This is a genomic window from Rhodanobacter sp. BL-MT-08, from assembly GCF_054161255.1.
This window is the reverse complement of the sequence record NZ_CP167872.1, coordinates 900313-914037: the sequence shown is the minus strand read 5'-3', so window position 1 is coordinate 914037 and position 13725 is coordinate 900313. Positions and strand designations below refer to the sequence as shown.

The window sequence follows — 13725 nt, the reverse complement described above, 5'->3', positions numbered from 1 at the left end:
CCTCATGGGCTGCTGCGACGTTTCGACACAATGGGCGCGTATAAGGTTGCTAAGCAAGCTCAAAGGTTTGGCGATCAGGATGGGGGGACACAAAAAAGGGTTCGATGGAACGGACGCGGCTCACAGCGTCGGATGACGCGTGAAAGACTCCATCTCATTCATTGCGGTGACGCGTGAACCACACAGTCAAGACAGAGCAGCTTCGCGCGCGTGACGCGCGATCCCGGCACCGCACGGCCAACGTCACGGCGGCGCAAACACGACATCGATCGGCGCAAGCGCGATGAGCGGCTATCCAACGTTCGATGTGCCCGGCAAGAACGAAACCGGCGCACGGTCGACACTGCATCCGGTGCTGCGCGTGGGGCTTTGGAGCACGTTGGCCGTCGGCAGCCTTGTGCTGTGGTTTGCCGGTTTGAATCTTCGTCCACTCGGTGAGCCTGACGAAGGTCGCTACGCCGAGGTGGCGCGGGAAATGTTCGTCACTGGCGACTGGCTGACGCCCCGTCTCGATGGCTTCAACTTTTTCGACAAGCCTGCACTTCAATACTGGGCCAGCGCGTTCTTCTACGGCATTTTTGGCGTACACGAATGGAGCGCCAGGATCTGGGTCGCGCTCACCGGCCTGTTGGCCATTGTTGCGGTCGGCTGGGCCGGCAGCCGGCTGTACGGTCGCCGGACAGGCTGGACCGCAGCGCTGGTGCTGGGCAGTTCGCTGCTGTTCGTGGCCGGCGCGCATATCGGCACCATCGACGTGGGTGTGGCGGCGTTTCTCTCCATCGCCATCTGTTTTTTTCTGGTGGCGCAGTTCGACCCTGTGGCGCAGGCGAAGCCTACGCGCTTCAACCTCATCGGCTGGGCGTGCCTGGGTCTGGCGGTGTTGTCCAAGGGCCTGATTGGCTTCGTGCTGCCTGCGGCAACGCTCGCTGTATTCATGCTGTGGGAAAGGGACTGGAGCATCCTTCGCCGCATGACGATCGGCTGGGGCCTGCTGCTCGCGCTGCTGATCGCGGCACCGTGGTTCATTGCCGTGAGCCTGAAGCACCCGGACTTTCTCGAATACTTTTTCATCAAACAGCAGTTCAGCCGCTTTGTCGCCAACGTGTTTGACCGCGAGCGGCCGTGGTGGTTTTTCATCCCCGTGGTGCTTGGCGGCCTGTTCCCTTGGGTAGCGTTTCTGCCGTTCAGTCGTGCGGGGCTGCGCAGCCTGCATAAAGGCGCGCCGGCCGACCGTTTTCTGGTTTGCTGGATTGCGGTGGTGTTCGTTTTCTTTTCCGTATCGCACTCGAAGCTGCCGTTCTACATCCTGCCGATTTTTCCGGCGCTGGCCATGCTGATTGCACGGCGCCTGTCGATGCTGAGCGCTGTCGAGATCAGGCGGCGCCTGCTGTGGGTAGCCGCCCTGGCGGCGGCCTTTGCCGTGCTGGCGCTGCTGCTGCCGCTGTCGACGCGACATCTGTCCCAGCACACCGATTTACATCCCGCGCTGGTCTGGCTGACCCGCGGGCTGGGCGCGCTGGCCATTGTCAGCGCCATCAGCGCTTACCTGGTGGCGCGCCAGAACCGCCCAACCCTGATGATCTGCCTGCTTGGATTTTCCACCCTGCTGGTCTGGCAGACGCTGTTTGCCAGCGTGGGAAATCTTGCCGGCAGTCTTTCGGCCGCGCCCGTGGCGAAGCTGATGTTGCCGGCGCTGCATGACGATACCGAGGTTTTCACCGTCCATGCCTACGTGCGCGGATTACCTTTTTATCTCGGGCGCCTGGTGACCGTGGCCGATGAAGATACCGACGACATCCGGCCCGGCATCGCATCGCGACCGAACGGTTTCGTCGCCAGCGTGGGCGCTTTCGAACAGCGCTGGCGCGATGCACCCAGTGCCATCGCAGTGATCGATCCCGCGCTGATGCCCCAGCTCAAAGCGGACGGACTGCCCATGGAGATCATCGGTCAGGCACCGATCGGCACCATCGTGCAACGGCCCACTTCCGCGAGCGGCGCCAGCCCGTAACGGCAACAAGCCGTTGTGCCGCCAGCGGCCTCAGCGCTCGGCAGAAATCAGCTGGCGCGTGAGCGCATACAGGATGCGCAGATCGTCGGCATCCAGCCTGCTGTCATCGATACCGTTGCCATCCATGCCGCGAAAGTGGTGATGAAACGCGCGGAGCACGGCCGCGTGGTCGTCCGGCGGATAACCGATCACGCCCAGCGCCATCCACGGATCGAAGCCGGGCGGCGGATCGATCAGCGGCCCCTGCGGCCACAGCCCGAAGCCGGCGTCGGCCAGCTGCTTCCATGGAAACAGCGGGCCGGGATCGCTCTTGCGCGTGGGCGCGAAATCCTCGTGACCCACAATCTGCGTCCGCGGAATATGCAGTCGATCGGTGAGGTCGGCGAGCAGTCGCAGCAGGCTGCTGATCTGTGCGGGCGCGAACGGCGAGCTGCCGTCGTTGTCTAGCTCGATGCCGATGGAGGCGGAGTTGACGTCGGTGATCGTGCCCCAGCGCCCTGCGCCGGCGTGCCAGGCGCGCATGGAATCTGCGACCAGCTGATAGATGTGGCCATCGCCGCCGATCAGATAATGCGCGCTGACCGACCCTTCGCTATTGCCGGTGCGCAGCGTCTTCAGGCTGTTCTGCACCGAGTTCTCATCGGTGAAGTGCAGCACGATCAGCTGGGCTCGACGCTCGCTGTAGTTTGGCGAAGGTACCCAGGTGGCGAGCGGGTTATGTACGGGTGCTGCGGCGCAGGCCGCCAGCAGAGCCGTGGCAATCGGCAGTATCGCCCTCTGCAGCAGCCGCTTTGCTCTGTCGGAGGGATGTTTCCGCATAAGACGTCTCAGCCGACCTCGCTGCCCAGACGCAGATTGATGCCCAGCACGGTCGCCAGTTCGCGCATCGGCTCGTTGTCCCGCGTCAGCGTCATCCAGCCGGCGTGGCTTTCGGTTTCGGTTTCCCACGCCCACAATGTGTAGCCGAATTCGGCGAGGCGATCGTAGGCGATGCCGAACAGGCCGGATGCGTCGATGTCGTCGAAGAATTCGTCGTCGTCCGGATCGCCGTTCCAGTCGATCGTGAGGTTCCAGCGCGAGGCCAGCTCGTTGATCGCCTGCACCAGCGAGCGCAGATCGTGCTCGTCCACAATAAAGCCCGAACGCCAGTCGATCACGCGGCCGATTACTTCCACCGGCACCACGTCCTGCGGCTCGACCTCGGCCACCGCTTCGCGGTAGTCGGCGAACTGCTGCAAGGCCATGTCGTCGTCGCCCGGATTGATCAACCGCAGCAGCTGCCAGACCTGCGACTCGACCGAGTCATCGTCGGCTTCATCGAAGTCGTACTCGGTCTCGAAATCGTCGTCGTCATGGCTCATGGGCAATCACTTGGAACACGTTATGGAAGCGGTGCATGGTGCGCGCGAAGAAGGCATTTTGGAAGCGCAGCGAATAGCGGGTAGCGGCAACGGAGACTCGCCCGCCGCAACGATTTGCCATTGCATCACGGCACACGCCGGAAGGGCTCCATCGCGGCGCGGCCGGTTGGGGCCATCGACTACGCGTGCTTACAGGCGCTCGGTCCCGGCGTTCGCCGGGATGACGATGCGAGACCCGGCGCCAGCGTGCGTATGGCGAGGATGGGATACTTGCGGCATGCCGGACTCACCAGACAACCTTACCTTTTCACCTATTGCCTTTGTGCGCTCGCCGTATGCCAGACGCATCGACGCGCCGCATCAGTCCACCGTGGTGGAAGGCACCGAAAGCGGTGCCACGGCCGAGGCCACCATCGAATTTGTCGAGGGCATTCCCGCGGCGGCATTTCATGATCTGGCCGGGTTCGAGCGGATCTGGCTGGTATTCGTATTTCATCGCAGCGACGGCTGGAAAGCCGAGGTGCGACCGCCGCGCGGCGGCGGCAAACGCAGCGTGCTGGCCACACGCTCGCCGCATCGGCCCAACGCCATCGGGCTGTCCGCGGTTGAACTGGTTGCAGTCGAGGATCGCGCGCTGCGCGTGCGCGGCATGGACCTCCTGGACGGCACGCCGATTCTCGACATCAAACCCTACGTGCCCTATGCCGATGCGTTTCCGTCTGCGCGCGCCGGCTGGATCGATACGATCGACGCCGCCCAGGGCACGCATTCGGCGCCCGGCCCCAAGCGTCCGCGCAGCTAACCGCGATCTTGAGCTGACCCGAAGGCGCCGTCCCTCCTCCGGGCCCAAGCACCTCATCAATGCCCACAAAAAAGCCCGGCATCATCGCCGGGCTTTTGAGGGATAAGGCCGAGGCTTAGATACGACCCATCAGAAGCAGCACGATCAGAATGATCACGATCAGGCCCAGGCCGCCGCTGGGGCCGTAGCCCCATGAACGCGAGTAGCCCCAGCGCGGCAGGCCACCGATAAGCGCCAGAATGAGAATGACCAGCAGTATGGTAACGAGCATGAGCGGAGACTCCGGCAGTCTTGCAACAGGTTGGGGTGCTCTCAGCACCCGGGTGGCGCATCCTGCACTATCGCCACGTATAGGTCGTGTGAGGAGCTTCTTGGGCCGCTGATGTGCCTGCGCAGCATGTCCGGGAATGTGGATGCGGTGCATGCATGGGCTTGCCTTCATGTTCACCGGGGGACTGCGAGCGTTGGCATCCACCCAGCAGAGACAACTCCCATGACCAGCAGCAAAGATGAACGCGAAAAAATCTGGGGCCTCATCAAGGATGCCCGCGTCGCGATGCTCACCAGTGAGGACAACGGGCGCCTGCGCAGCCGCCCGATGGTGGCCAGCCAGAAAAATTTCGACGACGGATGCCTGTGGTTTTTCACACGCGCCGATTCGCCGAAGGCCGACCAAATGCAGCGCGAGCATCAGGTCAACGCGGCCTATGCCAGCGCGTCGGACAACAGCTTCGTCTCGCTATCGGGCGCGGCCAGTCTGGTATTCGATCGTGCCGACATCGATGCGCACTGGAACGACATGCTCAAGGCCTGGTTTCCGGATGGAAAGACCGATCCCAATCTCGCCCTGCTGAAGGTCGACGTGGACCAGGCGGAATACTGGGACGCGCCCGGCTCGCGCATGGTGGTGGCCTTCGATTATCTGAAGGCGCGGATCACCGGCAAGCCGCCACAGCTGGGTGAAAACAAGAAGGTCGATCTCGGCTGATTCGCAGGATTTGAGACGACTGCTGGGTACTGTCGCATCTGCCCGATCGGCTCCCTCCGACGACGGCACCGATGCACTGGCAGTGGTCGGTCAAAACCCTTTTCCGCGCCGGGAATCCCGGCGCGGTTTTTTGTGCGCAGCGAAACGGGGAGCATCACGCCGACGCTATCCACACCGCACGTTGACTGGAGCCGTGTGCCCATACACTTCCCCCGACAGGATTCACCCAATGAACGCCAACGTTCCCGCTGCGCCGCTGCCGTACCGGGCGTCCTTTGAAAAGCCGGAGGACGGTGAAGCCAAAACGATTCATGGCTTGATCGAAACGCTGGAGAAAATCAGCCACAAGACGTTCGAAGACACCAGGCACGGCTTGCGTGGCGTGCACGCCAAAAGCCACGGTCTGCTCATCGGCCAAGTGCGTGTACTGGACCATCTGCCGCCCGTGCTGGCGCAAGGCTTGTTTGCCAAGGCCGGCACCTACCCGGCGATTCTGCGTTTTTCCACCGTGCCGGGCGACGTGCTGGACGACAAGGTTTCCACACCGCGCGCACTTGCCATCAAGCTGATCGAGGTCGAAGGCGATCGCCTGCCGGGCAGCGAGGGCGACACCACGCAGGATTTCGTCATGGTCAACGGCCCCGCGTTTGGCGCACCCGATGCCAAGCACTTTCTGAAAAATCTCAAACTGCTGGCTTCCACCACCGACAAAGGCGAATCGCTGAAGAAGGCGTTCTCCGCAGTGGCGCGCGGTACGGAGAAAGTGGTGGAGGCCTTTGGCGGCAAGAGTGGCACCATCATCGCCATGGGCGGTTACCCGGAAACGAATATCCTTGGCGAGACGTTTTACAGCCAGGTTCCTTCGCTCTACGGCCCCTATATCGCCAAGTTCTCCATTGCTCCCGCCTCACCCGCATTGAAGGCCCTGACCGATGCGCCGGTGGACCTGCATCACAAGCCCGACGGTACCCGCGATGCGGTCAACGCGTATTTCGCCCAAAACGATGCGCTGTGGGAGCTCCGCGTGCAGCTGTGCACCGATATCGACGCCATGCCGGTCGAAGATGCCTCGGTGCCTTGGCCGGAAGACAAGAGCCCGTTCATTACCGTCGCACACATCAGCGTGTCGCGGCAGGTAGCGTGGTCCGAGGCGCGCTCGGCGGCGATCGATGCCCGCGTGGCCTTCAGCCCGTGGCACGGCCTCGCTGCGCATCGTCCGATTGGCTCGATCATGCGCGTGCGCAAGGTGGTGTATGACACGATGTCGAAGATTCGCGCGCGACAGAACAAGGTATCGATCGACGAGCCCACCGCGTTGCCGTCGGTTTAACGCGCGTCGCGCGAGGCCGCGTTTCTCGACGTTCGGCATCGACGCCACTCACCCGAACTGGAATAAAGAAAGCCGCCCGGAGGCGGCCTTCTTTTCCCTAGCACGCTCGCCATAGGGCAAAGCAGATCACGCTCAGCTCTGCTGGTTGTGCAGCGCGTGCTTCAGATCGCGCATCTGGTCGTGTCCCTGGCGGACTGACGCATAGGCATCCGTGATCACCTGCTTGGTCGGCACGGATACCTCGTTGTCCTTCAGCGCGTCCTCGTACTTGGCCTTGATGTGGTCTTCACCGCGCTCGACCTCGTCGACTACCGCGGTATCGCCCTTGCTCATCGTGTGGCGTAGGTTGACGAATACGCGATGCGCCGAAGCCAGTACGGTACCGCTGTCCTGCGGCTTGCCGCCCAACGAAATCACCTGCTGCTGCAGCTTGGACGCAACCTGGTGACGCTCGGAGCCGCGGCTCTGAAACATCGCGGTGAAGCGCGAGTTATCGGCGTCCTTCGCCGCTTCTTCATAGCCTTCGGCGCTGTCGATGGTGGTCTCGATCAGGCCGTTGAGAATTTTTACATCATGGTCGTTCGTGCTCATCGCAGACTCCTGGGGAATGGGTTGGCGCTGCGGGAGTTACCGCACCTCAGCGCGCAGCGCTCGTGCTTGAACGCTAAGACGGAGGTTAGGGAGACAGTTTGCATGACGCCGTGAAAATAACTGCACGACGTTCTTCATCTGTATTTGCTTCATCTGTACTGAGCCGCCGGAATTTTCCTCCAGTTCACTTGTTCAACTCGGCTCTATGCGCCGCTGCCGCAACAAGACCATGTCGATATTCGGCACGGGCCCGACCAGCGGGCTGTGCTCGTACATGTTCCCGAGCTGCACGTGGAGATCGCGACTGCGCAGTCAGTCAGCTGGTCGTCGGGTTGATGAACGCACGGCCACCCGTTTCCGGGCACTTCAGGAAATCGCGTCAACAGCAGCGATGCGTGGACGTTTTTGCGATCACTACCGAGGAGAAGAAAACCATGAAAGTCACCATGAAAAAGCTGCTGCTGACGCTAGTGACCGTATCGATGCTGGCCGCGCTGTCCGGCTGCATCGTCGTGCCGCCGCGCGGCGGCTATTACGGCCACCCGCACTACTACTACCGCGGCTGGTGAGTTACCGGCATGGCGAAACGCTGGCTCGCCAGCGCTTCGCCGACGTCCGAAAATGTCTGTCCATAAAACAAGATAATTCCGTTATGCGGCGTCGAAGACCAGCGCCGAGAGCCTGAAGACTGGCGACGGCAGCCAACGAAGCAGGTGCTTGAACAGGGCGATACTGAAGCTGGCGCCTCCCGCACGCGCACGTGCCCGAAAAAAGCCACAGCGGGAACCGAGGCATGCCCCATGCTGCAGGCAGGATTTGGCAGGATCGGTCAAATCAAACGTCGTGGCCTCAGCACGATGCCTGCGCACCGGAACGGGGGAACGCCATGAAATGGGGGATTGTCGCCGCGCTTCTGTTTGCATTGGGCGCAAGCGGCCACGCGACGACCACCGTATGGCAGCCATCTGCCGGCCACACGAAGATGCCGATCTGGCCCGAAGCCGCACCCGACCCGCAGCCGCTGCCCGGACCCGAGAAGGTCACCCTGACGCCCGCCAAAGCCTACGCGTCCATCACCAACGTCGCGCACCCCACGATGACGGTCTACAGCCCGGGAGGAAAAAACACCGGCGCCGCCGTCGTGGTGCTTCCGGGCGGAGGTTTTCAGATGCTGGCGATTGATCTCGAAGGCACCGAGGTATGCGACTGGCTCACCGCACGCGGCATCACCTGCGTGCTGTTGAAGTATCGCGTGCCGAGCGTGCCCTACGTGTGGCAGTGCGACTGTCGTCCGCACAACCTCACGACCTCGGTGCCTTCGCTGCAGGACACCCAGCGAACGCTCCGACTGGTTCGTCTGCACGCCGCCGAATGGCATATCGATCCAGACAGGGTGGGCGTGCTCGGATTTTCGGCGGGCGGATTTCTGGTGGCGGAAGCCAGCACGCGGTTCAAGCACGAGCTGTACAAGCCGGTGGACGCGGCCGACCGGGATAGTAGCCGACCGGATTTCGCCATAGCGATCTATCCGGGGCACCTCACCGCCGACGGTGGCACGTTGAACAAGAATGTTCCCGTCGCTCACGACACCCCGCCCACGTTTCTTGCCCAGGCCGAAGACGACAACGTGGATGGCGTGCAGCAATCGCTGGTTTATTACGCCGCATTGAAGCAGGCCAACGTGCCGGTGGAAATGCACCTGTACGCCAACGGCGGCCATGCGTTCGGGCTGCGGCCCAGCAAGTTTCCGATCAGCGGCTGGCCTGCGCTGGTCGAGGTGTGGCTGCGTACCATCGGCGTGGTGCAAGGTTCACAAGCGACGAAGCCGTGACTGGAAAAAGTGAGGACACGTCGACAATGAGCGACGACAGTCGTTATCCTTCGCCATCATTTCAAGGAAAGAAAGCATGCAACGTCTGCCCGGCCTCGACCTGCTGCGCGCGCTGGCCATCGTTTCGGTTATCTGTACACACTCGTGGCTGGTCGGCGGCATGGGCTACGGCTTCGGCTGGATCGAACGCTATGGCTGGATGGGCGTCGACCTGTTTTTCGTGCTCAGCGGGTATCTGATCGGACATCAGCTTTTTGTGCGCTACGAACGCAGCGGCCGACTGCACCTGAAAGCGTTTTACCGCCAGCGTGCTTACCGCATCCTTCCCGCATACCTGGTGGTGCTGGCGCTTTATTTCGCCTTACCCTCGCTCAGAGAGCAACCGGTCATCCAGCCGCTGTGGCAGTTCCTGACCTTCACCATGAACCTCTTCATGAGCCAACGTGTTCCCCACGCCTTCTCGTCAGCCTGGTCGCTATGCGTCGAGGAATATTTCTACCTGCTGTTTCCGCTGGCCATACTCGCTCTGGCGCCACGAATCAGTGCGAAGCGCGTGGTCGCGGTACTGATCAGCCTGATGCTGCTGGGGATGGTATGGCGCGGTTTCGCGTGGTCGCAGTTCGCGGGACCCGCCGGCGGTAGTGACGCGGAAATGGACGTGTGGCGCTACATGCAGCTGATTTATTACCCCACCTACTCGCGCCTCGATGGCCTGATGTGCGGCGTTGCCCTGGCGATGCTGAGTGTCTACCGACAGCCGCTGTGGCAGCGCCTTCAGCAGCACGCCAATACGATCGCGCTTCTGGGCATCGTCGTCGTCGGCTTCGCCGCCTGGATATTCCGCGACACCCTCACCTTCGCCGCCTGCGTCGTTGGATTCCCCGTCCTATCCATCGGCCTCGCCCTGCTCGTGGCGGCCGCCACCAGTCCAAGCGGCCTGCTCGGCAAAGCGAGAGTTCCCGGCGTCGCCTGGATCGCCGGCGCGTCCTACAGTATTTACTTGACGCACAAGGCGACGCTGAAAATCGCATCGCGCTATCTCCCTGAAATCCTCAAAAGCCGCGGCATCGTGACGTTCGTCTGCTGCGCGCTGGTCGCCGTCTGCGTGGCCGCCCTGCTCCACTATATCGTTGAGCGGCCGTTTCTTCGTCTTCGGGATCGGCGCAAAAGCAGTGTTTCGCCGCATCCTGCAACTGAAAATGTTGTCGCTGCGCGGGGATGAGATGTTCTGGGCTAATCATTCAAGTCGAACGAGAGCCGCACGGATGTCTGTTGAGAGTCGCAAGCGGACATCAATAATTCGCTCTATCAGCGATGAGCTCATCCGTCGAACGCTGATGTGGTTTTTCTTGTGGCGTTCGGAACATTCAAAAACTTCTTGGCAACCTCCGGCACAGAGATGTCCTTGTATACGCGCTTGTATATGCCATGCAACGCCGATTTCAGATGAGGTAGCGTTTCTCGAACTCCAGCGCCCAATGTCTTTGAAACCAATGCATGCATGTGTAGCACTTCGACATCCGAAATATAGCCCTGACTTTGCGAACGCCACCCCGAGGGTTGCCAGCGCCATTTTTTTTCATCTCTGAAATGTTCAAAGTGGAAACGTGAATTGGCAAGGAATACTCCAAAGCCAAGAAAAACGGCGGCGAGATCTGTAGCCGGCTCCCACATTTTCCAGCCCCCCGGGGGAGGCTCTGGAAATTGGGCGGTGCGGTAGTGTGCCAACTCGTGCGCAAAAGTCGCCGCAAGCGACATGGGATTTTTTAGCTGTCTCGGATGATAGGTGATAACTGCCCCTCCGTCTTTAAGGGCACGAAATGTACCCGCCGGGGAAACGTCCGATGCGGGTAACAAGAGGTGCGAGGAGGCGACCATCACCTTGCTGCTTTCATCCTGGCACTCCAGCTGGCATGGCCAATCCGCCATGCCAGCCAACGCCTTTGCTTGCTCAAATATGCGCTCTGCGAGCTCGTGGCCGCGCGATCCATCATGTGGAAAGAATTCTCGCGTCGGAAGGATCAGTCTGCGCTGCAAATACGCGTCAATGCCCCCGGTGTGCTTGAGCAGCCACTCAAAACAACAGAATTGCCATTCGGCGACATCGGCTGGTAGAAGTGGCCCTTTCCGAAATAGCCCAAAAATAGCTCTCCAATCATTCTGGCCCTGTGCTACATCTAGCGCAGAATCTGATGAAGAGCTTGGTGAATCTTCGTTGTTGCAGAATGGCAAGTCCCCGAATTCTTCCGGGACGCGACGGCGAATGGCGTCCTCTAATGCAAGTTTGGCCTCGTCAGTCAAATCCAGCATTTTGTTTCGGGCGATGAATATCAGTCTTCCGTCGTCCATGGCCTCATAGGTGGCCTTCATTTTCGCCAGCTCGCATTGATCTATCGGCATAAAGCTCCTCCGGTTGAGGAAATTTTATCTGGGTTTCCGTTTCGCCAGGTCTGCTTCGGGTCGGAAGCGGCCTTCGCGATCCATAGATTTTACGGCGATGCATTATCTCCCCTGATCGCCTTGACGACTTTGCCCTTCGCATCGAGAAAATCGATCTCGGCCGAACCGTTGGGGGCAACCTTCATCTGGATGCGCTCGTTGCCGCCGGCGTCCATCAGCGATAGCAAGGCCGATCCGTCGGATCGCCCCACCCAGATACGGCGGTGGCCTCTGCCGTTTTCGGGGCTATCCGATACGGCCATGCCCGCCATGCTGTTGTCTTTGTCATCGACGCCCAGCAGCTGCACGACCTGGTTGGCGTTGTAGCGATCGAACGAGAGGCTGCCTCCGGAGTCCACCACGTCGCCGTGTGCGTCGCGCTTGCCGCCGAAGATCAGGCCACCGTTCTCGGAGCCTTCGTCGTTGAAGAAAATCATTCCGGCCTGCGGCCGATCCACCTTGGGCTGCTCTTTGCCCTTGACGATCACACCCGGCAATTTCGCGCTGTCGGCAATCACCATTCGCAGCGTGCCGTCGGGCTCGCGCACGTTGATCCGGTGGACGTTGATTTCATCGAACGTGGCGACAGGATTTTTTGAGAATCCCGTAAGCATCGATACCGCAAACACCGCGGTGAGCACACCGGAATAAATGACGAGAAAGCGTTGACCGAACATAGGTTCCCTCCCTAGATGGGGCTTGCACAGTAAGCGATTACAACCATCCGCGACAGGTAGCGGCCCGCAGGGAACATTAGCTATCTTAGGCGAGTAAGGCAGTGGCCTCCCGGATGGCGGGGCCGGCATGGGGCAAACCATCGGTCCACTCAAGGATGTACGTATGGCTGCGGATAGTGTGTCAGTTCAACGCGCCAGGCTGGGCCACGGAGGTAGCGCCACACCGGTGCTGCTTATCGCCTTGCTGGTCGGCGTGGCCCATATGGTGACCAACGGGCAGTACGGTTTTCATCGGGACGAATGGCAGTTCCTCAGCGATGCGCAACATCTGGATTGGGGCTTTGTGCCCTACCCGCCGCTGACCGCGGCGCTGGAGCACCTGGGCCTGAAGATGTTCGGGCTTTCGCTGACTGGCCTTCGGGTATTTTCGGTGCTCGCGCAGGTGCTGGTGATTATTGCCAGCGGCCTCATGGCGCGCGACCTGGGCGGCGGCAGGCTGGCGCAAACCTTTACAGCCATCGCCGTAGCGCTATCACCCTTGCCGCTGTTCTGGGCGACGGAGTTTCAGTATTCGTCATTCGACCTGCTGTGGTGGGTGCTTATCGCGTGGTGCACGATTCGCCTGCTGCGGGACGACGAGCCGCGCTGGTGGATGGCCATTGGCGTATTCGCCGGACTCGGCATGCAGACCAAGTATTCGATCACGTTCGAGCTCGCCGGCGTGCTGGTGGGCCTATTGCTAACCGACGCACGGCGATATGTCGCCAATCGCTGGTTCTGGGCCGGCGGCGCCATCGCGCTGCTGATCTTTGCGCCCAACCTCGTCTGGCTGATCCGGCACGACTTCATCTCGTATCATTTTCTGCAGGGCATCCACGCGCGCGACGTGCATCAGGGCCGTGCCGAAGGTTTCCTGCGCGATCAGATTCTGCTGGGTGCCAACCTGTTTGCGGCGCCCGTTTGGCTGGCGGGTCTGTTTGCTTACTTCAAGGATCGCCGCTACCGCATGCTGGCCTGGATGTACGTGGTGCCGATCGCGCTGTTCTTGCTTGCGCGAGGACGCTTTTATTACACCGGCGGCGCTTATCCGATGGTGCTGGCCATGGGCGCCGTTGTAGGCGAGCGATGGCTGCAGACGCTGCGTCCGGCCTGGAAATACGGAATCGCTTCGCTGGCCTTTGCGGGCGTCTTCGCGGTCGGCATCTACGCGACGTTACGCATTGTGCCCATCGCATCGAGCGGTCCGTTGCGGGACTTTGCGCTGAAGAACAACAACGACCTTCGCGAGGAAATCGGCTGGGAAGAACTGGTCGCGAAAGTGGCAGCCATTCGCGACGCACTGCCTGCCGACCAGCAAGCGCATCTCGGCATTGCCGTGGGTAACTACGGCGAATACGGCGCCCTAGCCCTGCTGGGGCCGCGCTACCATCTGCCCACGCCGATCACGACGATCAACTCCGGCTGGCTACGCGGCTATCCGCAAACTCCGCCCACCACGCTTATCGTGCTGGGAAATTCGCTGGAACGCGTCAACGAGCTTCTCACCGATTGCCGAGTGGCTGGCCACATCACCAATAGGTGGGGCATACGCAATGAAGAAAGCGTAGATCACCCGGATATCTTCGTATGCGGCCCCACGCGCAAGCCACGGAGCGAGCTGTGGAAGCACGGGCCGGAGTTTGGGTAGGGCGCAGA

Annotated in this window: 14 protein-coding genes; 8 read left to right on the top strand and 6 right to left on the bottom strand. The window is 61.2% G+C overall.

Annotated features, from left to right (window positions below; all coding sequences use genetic code 11):
* Nucleotides 1–283 precede the first annotated feature (283 nt).
* A complete protein-coding gene (locus tag ACDK93_RS03770; RefSeq protein ID WP_458071257.1) occupies nucleotides 284–2011 on the top strand; it encodes a phospholipid carrier-dependent glycosyltransferase in 1728 nt (575 codons plus the stop codon).
* A gap of 30 nt (nucleotides 2012–2041) precedes the next feature.
* Here the strand turns inward: ACDK93_RS03770 and ACDK93_RS03765 are convergent, their stop codons facing one another.
* Complete coding sequence (locus tag ACDK93_RS03765) at nucleotides 2042–2830, bottom strand: N-acetylmuramoyl-L-alanine amidase (RefSeq protein ID WP_458071256.1); 789 nt, start codon at nucleotides 2828–2830, stop codon at nucleotides 2042–2044.
* Between the two features lie 8 nt (nucleotides 2831–2838).
* The gene (locus tag ACDK93_RS03760; RefSeq protein WP_458071255.1) at nucleotides 2839–3372 is read right to left on the bottom strand and encodes a DUF6630 family protein; all 534 of its coding nucleotides are present in this window, start codon (nucleotides 3370–3372) and stop codon (nucleotides 2839–2841) included.
* Nucleotides 3373–3649: 277 nt separating this feature from the next.
* Here ACDK93_RS03760 and tsaA point away from each other — a divergent pair, with 277 nt between their 5' ends.
* The gene (gene tsaA, locus ACDK93_RS03755; protein WP_458071254.1) at nucleotides 3650–4174 is read left to right on the top strand and encodes a tRNA (N6-threonylcarbamoyladenosine(37)-N6)-methyltransferase TrmO; all 525 of its coding nucleotides are present in this window, start codon (nucleotides 3650–3652) and stop codon (nucleotides 4172–4174) included.
* A 115-nt stretch (nucleotides 4175–4289) separates the two neighbouring features.
* Here the strand turns inward: tsaA and ACDK93_RS03750 are convergent, their stop codons facing one another.
* Entirely contained in the window at nucleotides 4290–4445 is a 156-nt protein-coding gene (locus ACDK93_RS03750; RefSeq protein WP_458071253.1) for a DUF3309 family protein, read from the bottom strand.
* Between the two features lie 222 nt (nucleotides 4446–4667).
* On the opposite strand from ACDK93_RS03750, the gene ACDK93_RS03745 reads away from it, so the two are divergent.
* The gene (locus ACDK93_RS03745; RefSeq protein WP_458071252.1) at nucleotides 4668–5162 is read left to right on the top strand and encodes a pyridoxamine 5'-phosphate oxidase family protein; all 495 of its coding nucleotides are present in this window, start codon (nucleotides 4668–4670) and stop codon (nucleotides 5160–5162) included.
* A 229-nt stretch (nucleotides 5163–5391) separates the two neighbouring features.
* Nucleotides 5392–6492 (top strand): catalase family protein, encoded by a 1101-nt coding sequence (locus tag ACDK93_RS03740; protein ID WP_458071251.1) that lies wholly within the window; start codon nucleotides 5392–5394, stop codon nucleotides 6490–6492.
* A 132-nt stretch (nucleotides 6493–6624) separates the two neighbouring features.
* Here ACDK93_RS03740 and ACDK93_RS03735 read toward each other — a convergent pair whose 3' ends face one another.
* On the bottom strand, nucleotides 6625–7083 hold the full coding sequence (locus tag ACDK93_RS03735) for a PA2169 family four-helix-bundle protein (RefSeq protein ID WP_458071250.1): 459 nt from the start codon (nucleotides 7081–7083) through the stop codon (nucleotides 6625–6627).
* Nucleotides 7084–7478: 395 nt separating this feature from the next.
* Between ACDK93_RS03735 and ACDK93_RS03730 the strand changes: the two genes are divergently transcribed.
* The 3 genes from ACDK93_RS03730 to ACDK93_RS03720 all read left to right on the top strand — a co-directional run bounded on the left by ACDK93_RS03730 (nucleotide 7479) and on the right by ACDK93_RS03720 (nucleotide 10136).
* Entirely contained in the window at nucleotides 7479–7652 is a 174-nt protein-coding gene (locus tag ACDK93_RS03730; protein ID WP_458071249.1) for a hypothetical protein, read from the top strand.
* A gap of 317 nt (nucleotides 7653–7969) precedes the next feature.
* A complete protein-coding gene (locus tag ACDK93_RS03725) occupies nucleotides 7970–8914 on the top strand; it encodes an alpha/beta hydrolase (protein ID WP_458071248.1) in 945 nt (314 codons plus the stop codon).
* A gap of 76 nt (nucleotides 8915–8990) precedes the next feature.
* Nucleotides 8991–10136: an acyltransferase family protein gene (locus tag ACDK93_RS03720; protein ID WP_458071247.1), complete on the top strand. Its 1146-nt coding sequence runs from the start codon at nucleotides 8991–8993 to the stop codon at nucleotides 10134–10136.
* A gap of 98 nt (nucleotides 10137–10234) precedes the next feature.
* Here the strand turns inward: ACDK93_RS03720 and ACDK93_RS03715 are convergent, their stop codons facing one another.
* A complete protein-coding gene (locus ACDK93_RS03715; protein WP_458071246.1) occupies nucleotides 10235–11314 on the bottom strand; it encodes a hypothetical protein in 1080 nt (359 codons plus the stop codon).
* A gap of 89 nt (nucleotides 11315–11403) precedes the next feature.
* A complete protein-coding gene (locus ACDK93_RS03710) occupies nucleotides 11404–12030 on the bottom strand; it encodes a hypothetical protein (RefSeq protein ID WP_458071245.1) in 627 nt (208 codons plus the stop codon).
* 163 nt (nucleotides 12031–12193) lie between these two features.
* Between ACDK93_RS03710 and ACDK93_RS03705 the strand changes: the two genes are divergently transcribed.
* The gene (locus ACDK93_RS03705) at nucleotides 12194–13717 is read left to right on the top strand and encodes a glycosyltransferase family 39 protein (protein ID WP_458071244.1); all 1524 of its coding nucleotides are present in this window, start codon (nucleotides 12194–12196) and stop codon (nucleotides 13715–13717) included.
* The last annotated feature ends 8 nt before the right edge of the window (nucleotides 13718–13725 follow it).

Coding starts and splice junctions, on each gene's coding strand:
- ACDK93_RS03760 (WP_458071255.1), bottom strand. CDS start 3,372: ATGAGCCATGACGACGACGATTTCGAGACCGAGTACGACTTCGATGAA.
- ACDK93_RS03745 (WP_458071252.1), top strand. CDS start 4,668: ATGACCAGCAGCAAAGATGAACGCGAAAAAATCTGGGGCCTCATCAAG.
- ACDK93_RS03710 (WP_458071245.1), bottom strand. CDS start 12,030: ATGTTCGGTCAACGCTTTCTCGTCATTTATTCCGGTGTGCTCACCGCG.
- ACDK93_RS03740 (WP_458071251.1), top strand. CDS start 5,392: ATGAACGCCAACGTTCCCGCTGCGCCGCTGCCGTACCGGGCGTCCTTT.
- ACDK93_RS03750 (WP_458071253.1), bottom strand. CDS start 4,445: ATGCTCGTTACCATACTGCTGGTCATTCTCATTCTGGCGCTTATCGGT.
- ACDK93_RS03735 (WP_458071250.1), bottom strand. CDS start 7,083: ATGAGCACGAACGACCATGATGTAAAAATTCTCAACGGCCTGATCGAG.
- tsaA (WP_458071254.1), top strand. CDS start 3,650: ATGCCGGACTCACCAGACAACCTTACCTTTTCACCTATTGCCTTTGTG.
- ACDK93_RS03725 (WP_458071248.1), top strand. CDS start 7,970: ATGAAATGGGGGATTGTCGCCGCGCTTCTGTTTGCATTGGGCGCAAGC.
- ACDK93_RS03720 (WP_458071247.1), top strand. CDS start 8,991: ATGCAACGTCTGCCCGGCCTCGACCTGCTGCGCGCGCTGGCCATCGTT.
- ACDK93_RS03770 (WP_458071257.1), top strand. CDS start 284: ATGAGCGGCTATCCAACGTTCGATGTGCCCGGCAAGAACGAAACCGGC.
- ACDK93_RS03705 (WP_458071244.1), top strand. CDS start 12,194: ATGGCTGCGGATAGTGTGTCAGTTCAACGCGCCAGGCTGGGCCACGGA.
- ACDK93_RS03765 (WP_458071256.1), bottom strand. CDS start 2,830: ATGCGGAAACATCCCTCCGACAGAGCAAAGCGGCTGCTGCAGAGGGCG.
- ACDK93_RS03715 (WP_458071246.1), bottom strand. CDS start 11,314: ATGCCGATAGATCAATGCGAGCTGGCGAAAATGAAGGCCACCTATGAG.